At 67.9% G+C, this 14,568-nt stretch carries 16 protein-coding genes; 4 read left to right on the top strand and 12 right to left on the bottom strand.

The window, feature by feature from the left end; translation table 11 throughout:
- Positions 1–4 precede the first annotated feature (4 nt).
- The 5 genes from ACODRX_RS16230 to ACODRX_RS16210 all read right to left on the bottom strand — a co-directional run bounded on the left by ACODRX_RS16230 (position 5) and on the right by ACODRX_RS16210 (position 3,866).
- Positions 5–1,291 carry an O-antigen ligase family protein gene (locus tag ACODRX_RS16230; protein WP_488872563.1) on the bottom strand — a complete coding sequence of 429 codons (1,287 nt, stop codon included), beginning with the start codon at positions 1,289–1,291 and terminating at the stop codon, positions 5–7.
- Positions 1,288–2,094, bottom strand: a complete 807-nt coding sequence (locus ACODRX_RS16225; protein WP_488872562.1) for a glycosyltransferase family 2 protein — start codon at positions 2,092–2,094, stop codon at positions 1,288–1,290. Before ACODRX_RS16225 ends, ACODRX_RS16230 begins: the two co-directional genes overlap by 4 nt.
- A gap of 35 nt (positions 2,095–2,129) precedes the next feature.
- Positions 2,130–2,336 carry a zinc-finger domain-containing protein gene (locus tag ACODRX_RS16220; RefSeq protein ID WP_488872561.1) on the bottom strand — a complete coding sequence of 69 codons (207 nt, stop codon included), beginning with the start codon at positions 2,334–2,336 and terminating at the stop codon, positions 2,130–2,132.
- Between the two features lie 5 nt (positions 2,337–2,341).
- Positions 2,342–3,277 carry a branched-chain amino acid transaminase gene (locus tag ACODRX_RS16215; protein WP_488872560.1) on the bottom strand — a complete coding sequence of 312 codons (936 nt, stop codon included), beginning with the start codon at positions 3,275–3,277 and terminating at the stop codon, positions 2,342–2,344.
- A gap of 181 nt (positions 3,278–3,458) precedes the next feature.
- Positions 3,459–3,866, bottom strand: a complete 408-nt coding sequence (locus ACODRX_RS16210; RefSeq protein ID WP_488872559.1) for a glycerate kinase — start codon at positions 3,864–3,866, stop codon at positions 3,459–3,461.
- Between the two features lie 91 nt (positions 3,867–3,957).
- On the opposite strand from ACODRX_RS16210, the gene ACODRX_RS16205 reads away from it, so the two are divergent.
- From ACODRX_RS16205 to ACODRX_RS16195, 3 genes are all read left to right on the top strand, one after another.
- Positions 3,958–4,686 (top strand): MarC family protein, encoded by a 729-nt coding sequence (locus ACODRX_RS16205; RefSeq protein ID WP_488872558.1) that lies wholly within the window; start codon positions 3,958–3,960, stop codon positions 4,684–4,686.
- A gap of 23 nt (positions 4,687–4,709) precedes the next feature.
- The gene (locus ACODRX_RS16200; RefSeq protein WP_488872557.1) at positions 4,710–5,708 is read left to right on the top strand and encodes an aldo/keto reductase; all 999 of its coding nucleotides are present in this window, start codon (positions 4,710–4,712) and stop codon (positions 5,706–5,708) included.
- 114 nt (positions 5,709–5,822) lie between these two features.
- Positions 5,823–7,889: a DUF7507 domain-containing protein gene (locus ACODRX_RS16195; RefSeq protein ID WP_488872556.1), complete on the top strand. Its 2,067-nt coding sequence runs from the start codon at positions 5,823–5,825 to the stop codon at positions 7,887–7,889.
- Between the two features lie 24 nt (positions 7,890–7,913).
- Here the strand turns inward: ACODRX_RS16195 and ACODRX_RS16190 are convergent, their stop codons facing one another.
- Positions 7,914–9,083: an acyl-CoA dehydrogenase family protein gene (locus ACODRX_RS16190; RefSeq protein ID WP_488872555.1), complete on the bottom strand. Its 1,170-nt coding sequence runs from the start codon at positions 9,081–9,083 to the stop codon at positions 7,914–7,916.
- Positions 9,084–9,218: 135 nt separating this feature from the next.
- Between ACODRX_RS16190 and ACODRX_RS16185 the strand changes: the two genes are divergently transcribed.
- Complete coding sequence (locus ACODRX_RS16185) at positions 9,219–9,998, top strand: GntR family transcriptional regulator (protein WP_488872554.1); 780 nt, start codon at positions 9,219–9,221, stop codon at positions 9,996–9,998.
- A 16-nt stretch (positions 9,999–10,014) separates the two neighbouring features.
- On the opposite strand, the gene ACODRX_RS16180 is transcribed toward ACODRX_RS16185, so the two are convergent.
- The 6 genes from ACODRX_RS16180 to sorA all read right to left on the bottom strand — a co-directional run bounded on the left by ACODRX_RS16180 (position 10,015) and on the right by sorA (position 14,469).
- Positions 10,015–11,277: a HipA domain-containing protein gene (locus ACODRX_RS16180; protein ID WP_488872553.1), complete on the bottom strand. Its 1,263-nt coding sequence runs from the start codon at positions 11,275–11,277 to the stop codon at positions 10,015–10,017.
- Between the two features lie 2 nt (positions 11,278–11,279).
- Positions 11,280–11,570: a helix-turn-helix transcriptional regulator gene (locus ACODRX_RS16175; RefSeq protein WP_488872552.1), complete on the bottom strand. Its 291-nt coding sequence runs from the start codon at positions 11,568–11,570 to the stop codon at positions 11,280–11,282.
- Positions 11,571–11,699: 129 nt separating this feature from the next.
- Entirely contained in the window at positions 11,700–12,257 is a 558-nt protein-coding gene (locus ACODRX_RS16170; RefSeq protein ID WP_488872551.1) for a nitroreductase family protein, read from the bottom strand.
- 83 nt (positions 12,258–12,340) lie between these two features.
- A complete protein-coding gene (locus ACODRX_RS16165; protein ID WP_488872550.1) occupies positions 12,341–12,766 on the bottom strand; it encodes a PaaI family thioesterase in 426 nt (141 codons plus the stop codon).
- 96 nt (positions 12,767–12,862) lie between these two features.
- Positions 12,863–13,195: a SorB family sulfite dehydrogenase c-type cytochrome subunit gene (gene sorB / locus ACODRX_RS16160; RefSeq protein WP_488872549.1), complete on the bottom strand. Its 333-nt coding sequence runs from the start codon at positions 13,193–13,195 to the stop codon at positions 12,863–12,865.
- Between the two features lie 14 nt (positions 13,196–13,209).
- Positions 13,210–14,469 (bottom strand): SorA family sulfite dehydrogenase catalytic subunit, encoded by a 1,260-nt coding sequence (sorA, locus tag ACODRX_RS16155; protein WP_488872548.1) that lies wholly within the window; start codon positions 14,467–14,469, stop codon positions 13,210–13,212.
- Between the last annotated feature and the right edge of the window lie 99 nt (positions 14,470–14,568).

Here is a 14,568-nt window from a genome sequence, read left to right as displayed (position 1 = left end):
GAAATCACGCGGCAGTAGCCGCGTGCAGTGCCCTCTCGCGCCCGATCAGCGCGCCGAGCAGCAGCACCAGCATGTAGACATAGAACAGGTGGCCGCTGTTGTGCGCGAAGAATACCTGCGTCAGCCCGAAGCCGGCATAGCTCACCGGCAGCATCACGCCCAGCACGCGCAGGAACAGGATCTGCCGGTCCATGGGCTTGCGGCCGCAGGCCAGCATGCGCCGGCGCGAAGGCCAGAAGATCGCGATGGGGATGCTGTAGAACAGCAGCATCAGCGCCACGCCCACCAGGCCGCGCTTGGCGAATTGGTCGAGCAGTTCGTTGTGCGCATGGCCGAATTGCAGCACGAAGGGGTCGACCAGGCCGGCCGCTGCGCGGCGCGCCTTCTCGTTGCTGTAGCCCTGCATGCCCCAGCCGGTCAGCGGGCGTTCCCAGCCCATGTTCCAGGCCAGCTTCCAGTGCGCCAGGCGCTGCCCCACCGAGGTGTTGGCTTCGCCGTCCTGTTCATACTGGCTGACCTCGTTGAGCGCCATGTCGTAGCGGCGTTCGATGTCGGCGCCGCGCAGCAGGCCCAGGGCGCCGCCCACCACCACCAGGCTGGCCAGGCCGGCCAGCACCTGCTGGCGCAGGCCGCAGCGCCACAGCAGCACCGCGCCCAGGCCCAGCACCAGCGGCGCCATGATCCAAGCGCCCCGGGTGTCGGACAGCAGCACCGCCACCACGCCGGCCAGGCTGCACAGCACGCCCAGGGCCCGCTGCCACAGCGCCAGCGAGCGCCACAGCAGCATGACGCCGAAGCAGCAGCCCAGCGTGAGCACGAAGGCCAGCCCGGCGAACTGGATCGCATTGGTGAAGCCGCTGGCGCGCGGCAGCCCCTGCCAGCCGCATTGCGCCAGCGCCACCGCGCCGGCGCCCAGCGCGCCGGCGAGCAGGCCCCAGCCCAGCGGGCGCACCTGGGGGGCCTGCCATTGCACCAGGCCCAGCCCGGCCAGCGCGAGCAGGTATTTGTAGATCTGGTCGCTGCGCGGCGTCAGGCCCCAGCCGTCGAAGCTCAGCGTCCACAGCATGCCCATCGCGGCGAAGAGCACCGCCAGCGCCTTGGCGCGGCGGTCCCAGGGCAGGGGCCACCAGCGGCGCGCAAAGGCCAGGGCCGTCAGCACCAGCAGGGCCGGGCCCCAGGAGTAGCCGGATGGCAGGCTCAGCGCGATGCCCGGCACCATGAAGGTGGCGAGCTGGGTGCTGCGGCCGGCCCAGGCCGAAGCCGCCGGCGGTGTGGCCGTGGGCCGCGTCATCGGCGCACGTCCTCGCTCAGGTGCGGGCGATCGTAGGCCAGTGCCACGTAGCGGAAAAATCCTTCCAGTGCGACGAACATGCAGTACAGAAAGCCGGCGCCGCCGCAGAGGATGCCAAGGTGCCAGATATAGAGCCGCAGGAACATGGCTCCGCCAGAGGCCATGCCACGCAGGATGCCGCCTTGTTTGCCCAGCTTGGCGCGCTTGGCGGCGCCAAGCATGGCGTACTGGGTCAGCTTGCCGAGGCTGGAATGCACGGTGTCGCGGGAGTGGTGCAGCAGCGGCGTGCGCATCAGGTGGCGTGCCACGCCTTCGCGGCTGAGCTGGGCCTCCTCGTGCACCACGCCCGAGTATTCGCGCAGCAGGCCGCGCCAGAACAGGCGCTCCACCGCCGAGGTGGAGCGCAGGTACTTGAGCTCCCGCCCGAACGCCACGATGCGCCAGCGGATCATCCACACCGCCTGCTCGCCCGAGCCCATGATGCCCTGCAGTTCGCGCTGGAAGGCGGGCGAGATGACCTCGTCGGCGTCGAGGAAGAACACATAGTCGCCGGTGGCGTGCGCCAGCAGCCGGTTGCGCTGCACGGCAAAGCCCTGCCAGTCGGCATACCGGTAGACCTGGGCGCCCAGGGTGCTTGCAATGGCGGTCGTGCGGTCGGTGCTGCCGCTGTCCACCACCAAGATCTGGTCGGCGAAGGAGGCGCTGCGGATGCAGGCCTCGATGTTGTGCTCCTCGTTCAGCGTCAGGATAGCGACGGTGAGCGTGGGCGCCTGCGGGGCTTCAGCGATGGGAACGGACGACACATGCCCTCGATGGCTGCTTCAGATCGTGCCTGCAGTCAATGGCCACCCTGGAAATGCTCGCCGGCCTTCAGGCGGTATTCGGTACCGCAGTACGGGCACTTGGCGCTGCCGGTGTGGGCCACGTCCAGGTAGACCTTGGGGTGGCTGTTCCACAGCTTCATGTCGGCCTTGGGGCTGGGGCAGAACACGCCGCCCTGGGCATTCAGATCCTTGGCCAATAACTCTACAACTGCCTGCGTCATGGTGATCAAACTTTCGTCAGCCAATGGGCGTATTTCGGATTGCGCCCATTCACGATGTCAAAAAATGCGTTCTGTATCTTCTCGGTGATCGGGCCGCGCTCGCCCGTGCCGATGCTCACGCGGTCCATCTCGCGGATCGGCGTGATCTCGGCCGCGGTGCCGCTGAAGAACACTTCGTCAGAGATATAGATTTCGTCGCGCGTGATGCGCTTTTCCACCACCTGCAGGCCCAGGTCCTGGCAGATGTGGAACACGGTGTTGCGGGTGATGCCGTTGAGCGCGCCGGCCGACAGGTCGGGCGTGTAGACCACGCCATCGCGGACCACGAAGATGTTCTCGCCCGAGCCTTCGGACACGAAGCCCGCCGCATCCAGCAGCACGGCCTCGTCGTAGCCGTCGTCCAGCGCCTCGGTGTTGGCCAGGATGGAGTTGGTGTAGTTGCTCACCGCCTTGGCCTGGCTCATGGTGATGTTGACGTGGTGGCGCGTGTAGCTGCTGGTCTTGACGCGGATGCCGCGCTTCATGCCTTCCTCGCCCAGGTAGGCGCCCCAGGCCCAGGCCGCGACCATCAGGTGGATGGTGTTGCCCTTGGGCGAGACGCCCAGCTTGCGGTCGCCGATCCAGGTCAGCGGGCGCAGGTAGCACGAATCCAGCCCGTTGGCGCGCACCACGTCGATCTGCGCCTGGTTCACCTGCTCGGGCGTGAACGGGATCTGCATGCGCAGGATCTTGGCGCTGTTGAACAGCCGCTTGGTATGGTCGTGCAGGCGGAAGATGGCCGTGCCGTCCGCCGTCTGGTAGGCGCGCACGCCCTCGAACGCGCCGCAGCCATAGTGCAGCGTGTGCGTGAGCACGTGGATCTTGGCATCGCGCCAGTCGACCAATTGGCCGTCCATCCAGATCTTGCCGTCGCGGTCGGACATGGAGGGAGCAATATTCATGACACACCTGTGGTGGTGGAAAGCCGCCTGGCGCGACCATGGTCACGGGCACCGGGCGGCTTGGATTGGTGAAGTGGGCCTGATTTTACGAGCCGTTGCGCCCCTGTGTGACAAAGCCGACAGCGTTGCTTGCTGGGATATACGCCGATTTCCGAAAATGTTACAAAAACAGGCACAAAATTCATGAATTGCCGGCATCCTGCGCCGGGCGCTCCAGCGTCCAGCGGGTGAGCCGGCCCTGCACGAATTCGCAGCTCACGAAGGATTCGGTGCCATCGCGCCAGCGGAAGACCTCGGGCTGCTCGCCTTCGGGCGAGAGGCGCTCGCCCAGCGAGCGCGTCATGGCAACCACATGCACCAGCGGCAGGCGGGGCTTGAGCTTGGCATTGAGCATCACCGCGCTGCCCACATAGCCAATGGGCCGCTCGGCGGCCCGCTTCATCACGGTGAGCAGCCGGGTGAAGTGCAGCAGCAGCCACATCATGATGCCGCCGGAGACGGCCAGCACCCCCATCCATTGGTAGTTCTGGTAGGCCGCCCACAGCAGGATCAGCAGGCCCAGCGGGATCAACAGGTTTCGCACGTTCATGGGCGCTATTGTGCAATGCGCAAGCGCGCCGGGGCGGCAATATATCTCCTACACTTCGTGCCAGTCGCTTTCCTGTCCACCTTCGCCGCGCATGTCCCTGAGCTTCGCCACCCTGTTCGCCGCCTTCAGCAAGAGCTTTCTGCTGGTGGTGGCCACCATGCTGCCCATTCTCAATCCGGTGAGCGCCTCGGCGGTCTTCCTGACGCTGACCGAGGGCGCCTCGGTCGCCACCCGCCGCCGCCTGGCCACGCGCATCGCGGTCAATGTCACGCTGCTGACCATCTTCTTCATGCTGGTCGGCTCGTACATGCTGGACGTGTTCGGCCTGTCGATCGACATCGTGCGCGTGGGCGGCGGCCTGCTGGTGGCCTATATCGGCTGGAACATGATCAACGCCAGCTCGTCCGAAGGCCGCACCGAGAAGCTGGCCGACGCCTTCACCCCCGAGATGGCGCGCCGCCGGGCCTTCTACCCGCTGACCTTCCCGCTCACCTACGGGCCGGGCAGTCTGGCCGCCACCATCACCGTGGGCGTGAGCCTGATCGACCGCGAGCCGGTCGCCACCGTCGTCAGCGTGGTCGGCGCCGCCCTGGGCAGCGTGGTCGTGGGCGGGGTGCTGCTGCTGTGCAACCGCTATGCCGACAAGCTGCTGCGGCCCCTGGGCGAGACCGGTACCGTCGTTTTCCTGCGCATCTCGGCCTTCATCCTGCTATGCCTGGGCATACAAATTGCCTGGAGCGGCATGGGCAACCTTATCAGCGACGCGATCCGGCACGGCGTGCTGGAGGCGTTCCAGCATTCCGGCGTGCGTGCACGCTGATCGTTCCACTCCTGGGAGATTCCATGCAATACCGCCAACTGGGCAGCAGCCCCCTGAAAGTATCCGCGCTGTGCCTGGGCACGATGATGTTCGCCGACCAGACCGACGAGGCCGCCGCCGCGGACATCCTGGCCGATGCGCGCGAGCGCGGCGTCAACTTCGTCGACACCGCCGATGTCTACAGCAAGGGCGGCTCCGAATCCATGCTGGGCCGGCTGCTGCAGGGCCAGCGCGACGACTGGATCGTCGCCACCAAGCTCGGCAACGCCATGGACGCGCAGCCCAACCACGGCCACTACTCGCGCGCCTGGGTGTTGCGCGAGGCCGAGGCCAGCCTGCGGCGGCTGCAGACCGGGCACATCGACATCCTCTACCTGCACCGCGACTATGTGGGACTGAACCTGGAGGAGCCCTTGCGGGCGCTCAAGGCGCTGCTCGACGCGGGCAAGATCCACTACTGGGGCATCTCCAACTTCCGCGGCTGGCGCATTGCCGAGGCGGCGCACCTGGCACGCCAGATCGGCATGCCGCAGCCGGTGGTCTGCCAGCCCTACTACAACCTGCTCAACCGCGGGCCCGAGACCGACATCCTGCCCGCCTGCCAGCACTACGGCATCGGCGTGGTGCCGTTCAGCCCGGTGGCGCGCGGCGTGCTCAGCGGCAAATACCTGCCGGGCCAGCAGCCACCGGCCGACAGCCGCGCCGGCCGCCAGGACCGGCGCATGATGCAGACCGAGTTCCGCCAGGAATCGCTCGCCATCGCCCAGCAGGTGCAGCAGCATGCCCGCGCGCGCGGCCTCACCGCCGCGCAGTTCGCCACCGCCTGGGTGCTGGCGCACCGCGCGGTCAGCGCGGTCATCGCCGGGCCGCGCACGCTGCAGCAGTGGCAGGACTATGCGCCCGCGGCGGACTACGCGTTCACGCCGGACGACGAGGCCTTCATCGACGGCCTGGTCACGCCCGGCCATCCCTCCACCCCGGGCTACAACGACCCGGCCTATCTGTGGGAGTCGGGGCGCTGAGCCGCCCTGGAGGCCGTGCTTGATTATTGATTTTTAACATTGATGAGTAATTATTTATTAATTAAGTAAATAAAATTGGCCCCCAATTGGTTGATTTCTCGATAGGGCGGCGGTATGGGCAAGGTACACACTCTGGCGCGTGGCATGCTGGTGGGCGCGGCATGCATGCTCGGTGCGGCAGCGTGGGCGGTGCAGCCGGTCGTGTCGTGCACCACGGACACCTCGGTCTTCAATACCGGCATCGATGGCAGCAACGGCTTTTCGGTCAACAGCCCCACGTTGGCCATAAACAGCAGCGACAACAACTGGGAAGTCGGCATTTCCACCGCGAACAACGCGGCGTTCAATCCGCCGCCGGACCCGGCCGTTGGCTTCAGCTGGATGCCCGCCACGGTCACCGGCAACCAGGCACCGTGGGCCTGGGTCGATTCGCCGTTCGGCAATGCGCAATGGGTGGCGTGGCCCAATGGCCAGGGCAGCAGGACCTACCAGCCGATCCTCTACCGCTATACCTTCACGCTCGACCCTTCGGTGGATCCGAGCACTTTCAACCTGAATTTCGACATGTATGCCGATGACCTCCTGCAAAAGGTGTACGTCAACGGGCAGCTCTACAAGGACTTCACGCCCAATAACGTCTACACGGAAGGGGTGTCGGGCTTTTCGGCGGCAGGCCGCTATCCGCTGCTGATCAACCAGCATTGGCAGACGGGCAGCAATACCATCCTGCTGCAGACCTCCAACTACCTGATGCCCACCGGCCTGCTGGTGCAGGCCAGCGGCAGTGGCCTGTGCGCGGCGCCGATCAGTGTCGAGAAGACCACCACGCAGACCCAGCCGGTGCAAGCCGGCCAGTCGGTGCCGTTCACGCTGAAGGTGCGCAATGCCGGCACCACCGATGCCAGCGGCACGCAGCTCAGCGATGCGCTGCCGCCAGGGCTGGCCTCGGGCAGCTGGAGCTGCCAGGTGCCTTCGGGCGGAGCCGCGGCCTGCCCGACGCCCGCCAGCGGCAGCCTGCCATTGAATGCGACGCTGGGGCAGTTCCCCAGTGGCAGCGAACTGGTGTTCACCATCAATGCGCTGGTGGCCCAGCAAGCGAATCTGCCCGCGAGCGGCGTGATCACCAATACCGCCACCCTGGCGCCGCCAGCCTCGGCGCCCGATGCCTGCAAGCCCACGCCGGCCATGCCATCTCCGTGTGAATCCAGCGCCAGTGTGTCCACCGGCGCGGTGGTGGCGCTGACCAAGCAGGCCAGCGGCAGCGGGCCGTTCTTCCCCGGCGCGGCGCTCAGCTACACGCTCGAAGCCAGCAATGTGGGCTCGGTGGATGCATCTGGCAGCCAGATTTCCGACACCTTGCCTACGGGGCTGGTCGATGGCACCTGGACCTGCCAGTCGCCGCCCGGCAGCCAGGCGCTTTGCCCCTCGCCGGCCTCCGGCAGCTTCAGCGGCAACAGCTTCTCGCAGACGATCACCCAGCTGCCCGCGCACAGCCGCCTGCTGTTCACCGTGAATGCGGTGGTCGATCCGGCGTATGCCGGGCAGTCCACCGTCACCAACACCGCCCAGCTCGCGCCGCCCGAAGCGCTGGCCGCCAGCTGCTACAACGCGGCCACCCAGGCCAGCAGCAGCGCGCCCTGCCAGGCCTCGGCCGATGTGCTGCTGTCGGCCCGGCCGGTGGCGAGCCTGGCCAAGCAGGTGAATGCGAGCGAGCAGGTCAAGCCCGGCCAGAGCCTGGTCTACACGGTGACCGCAACCAATACCGGCACGGTCGCGATCCAGGGCGCGCAGCTGGCCGACGCACTGCCGGCGGGCATTGCCTCGGGCACCTGGACCTGCGTGGGCAGCGCCTGCCCGGCGGCATCGGGCAGCCTGCCGCTGGCAGCCAGCATCGCCAGCTGGCCCGCGGGGCAGTCGCTGGTCTATACCATCCAGGCGGTGGTGGACAAGGCGGCCAGCGGCACCATCACCAATACTGCGGTGCTGGGCCTTGATCCTGCGGCTGGCGGCAGCTGCAATGGCAGTGCCGATTCCTGCAGCGCCCAGGCGTCGAGCCAGGTAGCGAATACGCCGGCTTCTTCTCCCACTCCGGTGCCGGCGAATGCGGCCTGGGCCCTGCTGATGGCTGCCTTGGGCGTGCTGGCCGCTGCTGTGCGGCTGCAGGCTGCGGCCAAGCGCTAGTGCACGCAGCGCCGTAGAGCTCGCTCAGGCGGAAATGCGGTGCAGCAGCGCGCGCTTGGCGATCGCGCTGCGGTGCACCTCGGAGGCGCCGTCGTAGATGCGGAACGGCCGCACCTGGCGGTAGATCATGGACACCGGCGTGTCGCTGGAGATGCCGAGCGCGCCGCAGATCTGCACCGCCGAATCGGCCACCGCGCCCACGGCTTCCGAGACGAAGACCTTGGCCATCGACGAATGGTGGCGGATGGATTCGCCCGCGTCCAGGCGCCGGGCGACGTCGCGCGTGACCATGCGCGCCGCATAGAGCTGGATATGCGCATCGGCGATCATGGCCTGCACCATCTGGTGGTCGCCGAGCCTGGCGCCGTAGGACTCGCGGCGCGCGGCGTAGTCCTGCGCGATGTCCATGGCGCGCGAGGCCAGGCCGATGAAGCGCATGCAATGGAACAGCCGCGCGCCTTCTAGCCGCAGCTGGGCGTATTCCAGCCCGCGGCCTTCCTCGCCGATCAGCGCCTCGGCGCGCACGCGGCAGTTCTCCAGCACGATTTCTCCATGGCTGCTCAGCGCGAACGGCTCCAGGTTGGGTATGTCGCGCACCAGGCGGTAGCCGGGGGTGTCGGTATCCACCAGGAACCAGGAGGCGCCGGCCTCGGTACGCGCCACCACGATCGCCACCTGGGCCTGCACCGCGCCGGTGATGAACCATTTGTGGCCGTTGAGCTCCCAGCCGCCGTTGTCCAGCCGCCGTGCGGTGGTTTCCAGCATGCGCGGATCGGACCCCACGCCGGGCGCCGGCTCGGTCATCGCGAAGCACGAGCGCAGCCGCCCCAGGCGCAGCGGCTCCAGGTAGCGGCGCTGCTGCTCGGGCGAGCCGAGTTTCTCCAGCGCGAAGATGTCGGGCTGGGTGGGCGGTGCGCATTGCAGCGCGGCCGGGCCGAGAAAGCTGCGGCCCGCTTCTTCGAGGTAGCTGCAGCACTCCTCCCACGACAGCACCAGCCCGCCGTCGGCGGCGCGGCCCCGTGCCGGGCCGAGGCCGCGCGCCAGCGCCTGGCGCTGCAGCTCCAGCGTGGCCGCATGCACCGCGCCGGCATCGCCGGCCGCGAGCAGCTGCTCCTGCGGGATCACCTGGGTCTGGATGAAATCCCGCAGCCTGGCGATCAGGGCCTGGAATTCGTGGTCTGTGCGTGTCTTCATCGCTGGATGTCTTGGTCAATATGGCGTACCTGTCATGATAGGTTGATTGGCCTTGTTGAGCAATACCTGTTATGACAGCATGTGACGGGCCCAATGCGATGCGCCGTGTTTTCGCTTTATAGTGCGGGTCACACCATGCCTTCATCCAAGCTCAATGACCGCCGGGAGCCCCCCGGTTCGCCGGCTGAGGCCGGGCCTTCCGAATCCGAACTGCCGCTGTTCGCGCAGGTGCAGCACAGCCTGCGCCAGGGCATCCTGCAAGGGCGCCTCGCCCCGGGGCAGAAGCTGCCGTCGGAGTCGCAGCTGCAGTCGCAGTTCGAGGTGAGCCGCATCACGGTGCGGCAGGCGCTGTCGGCGCTGCAGGCCGAGGGGCTGATCGAGACCTTCAACGGCAGGGGCAGCTTTGTCACCCAGCCCGCGAATGCGCCGCGCCTGGGCATGCTCACCGGCTTCTACGACCATATGCGCGCCAAGGGGCACAGCGCCGAGGGGCGGATTCTTTCGGTGCGCACCGTCAAGGCCACGGCCCGCCTGGCGCATGTGCTGCGCACCGGGGCTGGCGCGCAGCTGACCTCGATCTCCACCGTGCGCCTGGCCGACGGCGAGGCGGTGGTGATCGGCAGGCTGGTGATGCAGCCCGAGCTGGCGCAAAGGCTGCTGGCGCACGATCTGGAAACCGCGGACGCGATGGCCGTGCTCGAGGCGCGGCTCGGCTACCGGCTGGACAGCACCCATATCGAGGCCAGTGCGGTGGCCGCGGGGGTGGAGCGCGGCCGGGCGCTGGGTGTTGCGCCCGCGGCCCCGCTGCTGCGCATGAGCTTCGTGCCGCACGACATCGAGGACCGGCCGCTGCTGTTTGCCGAGATGTTCTTCCGGCCCGACAGGTTCAGCTACAAGGCGGTGATCCGGCGTTAGGGTGTGAGTCCTGGTGTTAATTCCAGCCCCAGCGCCGCAGGTACTGGCCAGTCTGCGATGCCAGCCTTTGGCGCAGCCGCTGCAGCAGCGCCTGGGCCCGGGGCTGCAGCAGCGGCATGCCGGGCGGCTGCGCGGGCAGCTGGGCCAGCAGCCGGGTGGCGACGTCCTGGGCGGTGCGCCGCAGCAGGGTGGGAGACAGGCGCAAATCCTTGGCCAGGCGGGCGAGCGCGTTTGCATCCGCTTGCGCAGGCGTGGCCGCGCCGCCGATGCGCATGGCCAGGGTGCCGGCCAGGCCGGGATAGAGCCGGGTGCACATCAGGTCGTAGAACGGCGCCAGGCGCCATGCCCCGGCCTCGGTCTGCTGCATGGACAGGTTCTTGGCATGTGCGTCGAGGTTGCCGGCGAACAGGTTGAAGAAAACCCAGCGCGCCAGCTGCTGCAAGTCCTCGGCCGGCACCGCGCTGCTGTCGCGCACCTGGGCGGCGCACTGCGCGAGCGACGGGCCGCCGTCGGCCTCGTACTTGAGCGTGGACGGCAGGCCGTGCAGCTGGCACATGTCGAGCTGCGGCAGCCGCCGCATCAGGCCCGCCGCCGCGCCCACGCGGTCGAAACGCCGCACCACGCAGGCCTGCGTGAGCGGCTCATAGAAGGTCTCGGCCACGCGCAGGCCGCAGCGGCTTGCCAGCTGCATCACAAAGGCTTCGTTGGCGGCGGACTGCCATACGCCTTCGAGCCGCATGTCGGGCTTGACGATGTGCGTGCTGGGCGCGGTGTTCTCGGGCAGGAATACTGCGGCCTCCCAGGGCGCCGCCGATGCATCCCACAGTGCCACCGACAGCTTGTACTGCGCGCCGGATAGCGAAATGCGCGTGTCCTGCAATGCCGGCAGGCTGGCCTGCCCCTGCAGGTGATCGCGCAGCGCTGCCCAGCTGGTGGGCGCATAGTGCTCATCGTCGGGCAGGCGGCCTTGCGGCACCAGCACATAGGCGCCCACCGTGTCGCCAGCCACTGCGCGCAGCATGCCGAAAAGCGTGGTGGTCTGGGCCCGCATTTGCAGCAGCTCGCGCATGCGGCCTTCGGGCAGCAGGTTCTCGAACAGCGCCTGCACTGCGGCGCCTGCGTGCCAGCCGGGCTGCAGCGGCAACTGGCCAAGCAGCCCTGCCGAAGGTGTGGCCAGGTAGGCCTCGGCATAGGCAAAGCCGAACTCGGGCGCGCTGCGCAGCAAGCCCAGGCAAATGCCGTCCTTGAATACCTGCAGCTGCGCTGCCGGCGCCGCCATGTTCAGGCCCCCTTCGCGGCGGCTGGGCCAGTGTGGTAGGGGGCCGGCCCACTCTCGCCCGCCAGCAGCGTGCGCGGCTGGGCGATCAGGTCTATGCCCAGCACCTGCAGCACGTCCAGCACCTTCTGCAATTGCAGCGTGGGCTTGCCGGCTTCCAGTTCCACGACGAAACGGTTGCCCGTGCCTGCCAGCCCGGCCAGGTCGGCGCTGGTCAGCCCCAGCCGCTTGCGCCGCGCCCGCACGATGGCGCCTATGCCCTGGGGCGTGAGCGGCGTGGAGTCGAAGGTGGTCATGGCATGATTACCGTACGGGAATAATGCTCGACTATAGCGGGTATTGCGGCTTTTTGATTACCGAGCGGGATTTTCAGCGGAGTTGAGAGGGATTTGTTCCCGATCGGTAATCGATTGGGTTTGCGCTGCTCAGGCCAGCGGGCCGGCCGACAGGATCTCGCCCAGGGGCTTGCGCGGCGACGGTGTTTCGCGCTCGGCCAGGTCCGGCGGCAGCGTGGCCTTGTCGCCGCGCTCGCCGATGGCCACCAGGCATTCCACCGCCCATTGCTCGCCAAGCCGCAGCACCCGGCGGGCGGCCTCGGCATCGATGCCGCCCATGGCGTGCGTGGCCAGGCCCATGTGGTGGGCCTGCAGCGCCAGGTAGCCCCAGGCGCAGCCGGTGTCGAAGCTGTGCTTGCCCGAGGCGCTGCGGTCGGACAGCACCACCAGCAACGCGCCCGCATTCAGGCACCAGCGGCGGTTGCCTTCATTGGGGATGGTAGAGAATTCCGCCCAATGCGCATCGCCGTGCAGCGAATAGGCAAAGTGCCAGGGTTGCTTGTTGCTGGCCGAGGGCGCCCAGCGCGCGGCCTCCACCATCTGTTCGATCTGCTGCGCGCTGAGCGGCCGGCCCGAGAAGGCCCGGGGCGAGAAGCGGTCGAGGAACTGGCTGTGGATGGGATGCGGGGAATGGCGGGGTGCTTGCATGGTGCTTGGCTCGTACAAAAGCGCCAAGCATGCCATAGCCTCGCCAGGGCTGCGCGGCAGCCGCGCCATGCCCTCAGCTGCGATCAGCCGCGAACGCGCTCCACCAGCTTGAACGTGCCCGTGGCCATGCCCAGCAGGTCGCCGGCGTCGTTGCGCAGCTCGCCGCGCACGAAGGACAGGCTCTTGCCGCGCTTTTCGCATACCGCGGTGCAGATCACGTCGCCCGCGGCGGGCGCGATGTAGTGGATGGTGAGGTCCACCGTCACCACGCCATAGCGGGCGGGGTCGTGCGCGCGCGCCGCGCACGACAGGCCCACGTCCAGCAGCGTGGCGATGGCGCCGCCGTGCATGTCGCCGCGGCTGTTGGTGTATTGCTGCTGGTAGGGCATGCGCACGCGCGCGCTGTCGCCGCCGATGGCTTCGCCCTTGAGCTGGAAGGCCGCGGCCATGGCCATGGGCAGGCCGAAGATCACATGGTCGGGCTCGGAGTGGTGGGTGGTGTCGGTCATGGATAGGGAAAAGCTGCCGGCGCGCAGGGCGGCGCCAGCGGCGATTTTGCGCGATAAAGGCCGGGGTGGCGCAGTGCGGCCGCCCCGGCCTGTCGCCTACTTGGCTGCCGCGCTCTCGGCGCCGTAGGTCTTGACCAGGTAGTCCACGATGGGCGCGATGTCGGCTTCGGGGAAGGGCGCGCCAAACGGCGTCTTCATTTTCTTGACCGTGGCCTCCCAGTAGCTGCGCGGCGAGGTGTGGGGCTGGGTCTGGACATACTGGGCCGAGTGGCACATCAGGCAGTTGGCCAGCGCCAGCTGGTAGCCGGGCAGGGTGCTTTCCTTGTAGATGGCGGTCTCGGCCGGCAGCGTGATCTCCAGCGCCTGGGCTTGGCCCAGGCCCAGGCCCGCGGCCAGCAGGAAGGCGCTCTTCAGGATGGTGGTTTTCATGATCGGCCTCCTCCTCACACCACGCTCACGCGCACGGTTTCCACCACATTGCGCATGTAGCCCGCGGGGTTCCACAGCGCCTCCATCGGCTGGCCCTGGCCGGCGCGGTTGACCGCGCGCACCTTGAGCTCGTAGGTGCCCTTCTTTGGAGGCTTGAAGCTGGCCTTCCACTCGCGGAACGAGTAGCGGCTGACCTCGTCGCCCAGCTTGGCCGCCTGCCAGCTCTTGCCGCCGTCGCTGGAGATGCTGACCTCGGCAATGCCCTGGCCGCCGTCGAAGGCGATGCCGCGCAGCACCACCTCCTTGCCGGCCTTGAGCCGGGCGCCGTCCTGGTGGCTGGTGATGAACGAGCGCGTGTTGAAGCGGTTGATCGGCACGGTCTTGGTAGGTCCCTTGCCCTGCGGCGTGCAGGCGCAGGCATTGGCCGGGATGCGGTAGGCCGAAGCCATCCAGAAGCCGTCGAACACCTTGTCCAGCACCTGGATGTCGTTGACGTGCTTGATCCAGTAGGTGCCGTAGTAGCCGGGCACGACCAGGCGCAGCGGGTAGCCGTTGAGCATGGGCAGGTCCTGGTCGTTCATCGCCCAGGCCAGCATGACCTCGCCGTCCATCGCGTGGTCGATGTCCAGCGCCTTCACGAAGTCCGGGCCGCCGTCGATCGGGGGCTTGTCCATGCCGTTGAAGCTGACCTGCACCGCGCCGGGCTTGAGGCCGGCCTTCTCCAGCACGCGCTTGAGCGGCACTCCGGTCCACTTGGCATTGCCCATGGCGCCGTTGCCCAGCTGCCCGCCATTGGCGCGCGGCGCAAAAAAGCCCCGGCTGTTGCCCGAGCACTGGTGCACCGCCACGAGGCTCACCGGTTCGCCCAGGGCTTTCAACTCGGCCAGCGACAGCGTGAGCGGGGTGTTCACCAGGCCGCCGATGCTGACGCGGAATTCCTCGGGCTTGATGTCGGTGGGAATGCCGCTCCAGTGGTAGCGCACGAAAAATGCGTCGTTGGGCGTGATCAGCCCGTCGTTGAACACCTCGAACGGCGTCTCCAGCTGCGGCGGGCGGCTGGTTTGCAGGATCAGCGGGCGCTTTTGCGGAAAGCTCACCATCTCGCGCACGCCGTTGGCAAACGGCAGCGTGACTTGCGCGGGCGCCGTGGTGGCGGCCAGTGCCCGCATGGTGGGGCTCAGCAGTGCTGCGCCCGCGCCGGCGGCCTGCAGCCAGTGGCGGCGGCTGCCGTGGGCCGGCAGTGCGGTTGGGGGCGGATGGGCGTGGCTTTTCATCGGTGGTCTCCTGAGAATGCTGGTTATGAACCGACAGCGCAGCCCTGTGCATGCCTGCACGCATAGGGCTGCGGTTGCCCATGTTACGCAGCTTGGGGC

Source organism: Comamonas sp. FG99 (genome assembly GCF_057808605.1).
Note: the sequence above shows the minus strand (reverse complement) of the source record. Positions and strands in the feature narration are given on the sequence as shown.

Coding starts and splice junctions, on each gene's coding strand:
- ACODRX_RS16190 (WP_488872555.1), bottom strand. CDS start 9,083: ATGAAGACACGCACAGACCACGAATTCCAGGCCCTGATCGCCAGGCTG.
- ACODRX_RS16220 (WP_488872561.1), bottom strand. CDS start 2,336: ATGACGCAGGCAGTTGTAGAGTTATTGGCCAAGGATCTGAATGCCCAG.
- ACODRX_RS16165 (WP_488872550.1), bottom strand. CDS start 12,766: ATGACCGACACCACCCACCACTCCGAGCCCGACCATGTGATCTTCGGC.
- ACODRX_RS16205 (WP_488872558.1), top strand. CDS start 3,958: ATGTCCCTGAGCTTCGCCACCCTGTTCGCCGCCTTCAGCAAGAGCTTT.
- sorA (WP_488872548.1), bottom strand. CDS start 14,469: ATGAAAAGCCACGCCCATCCGCCCCCAACCGCACTGCCGGCCCACGGC.
- sorB (WP_488872549.1), bottom strand. CDS start 13,195: ATGAAAACCACCATCCTGAAGAGCGCCTTCCTGCTGGCCGCGGGCCTG.
- ACODRX_RS16170 (WP_488872551.1), bottom strand. CDS start 12,257: ATGCAAGCACCCCGCCATTCCCCGCATCCCATCCACAGCCAGTTCCTC.
- ACODRX_RS16175 (WP_488872552.1), bottom strand. CDS start 11,570: ATGACCACCTTCGACTCCACGCCGCTCACGCCCCAGGGCATAGGCGCC.
- ACODRX_RS16180 (WP_488872553.1), bottom strand. CDS start 11,277: ATGGCGGCGCCGGCAGCGCAGCTGCAGGTATTCAAGGACGGCATTTGC.
- ACODRX_RS16195 (WP_488872556.1), top strand. CDS start 5,823: ATGGGCAAGGTACACACTCTGGCGCGTGGCATGCTGGTGGGCGCGGCA.
- ACODRX_RS16185 (WP_488872554.1), top strand. CDS start 9,219: ATGCCTTCATCCAAGCTCAATGACCGCCGGGAGCCCCCCGGTTCGCCG.
- ACODRX_RS16210 (WP_488872559.1), bottom strand. CDS start 3,866: ATGAACGTGCGAAACCTGTTGATCCCGCTGGGCCTGCTGATCCTGCTG.
- ACODRX_RS16200 (WP_488872557.1), top strand. CDS start 4,710: ATGCAATACCGCCAACTGGGCAGCAGCCCCCTGAAAGTATCCGCGCTG.
- ACODRX_RS16215 (WP_488872560.1), bottom strand. CDS start 3,277: ATGAATATTGCTCCCTCCATGTCCGACCGCGACGGCAAGATCTGGATG.
- ACODRX_RS16230 (WP_488872563.1), bottom strand. CDS start 1,291: ATGACGCGGCCCACGGCCACACCGCCGGCGGCTTCGGCCTGGGCCGGC.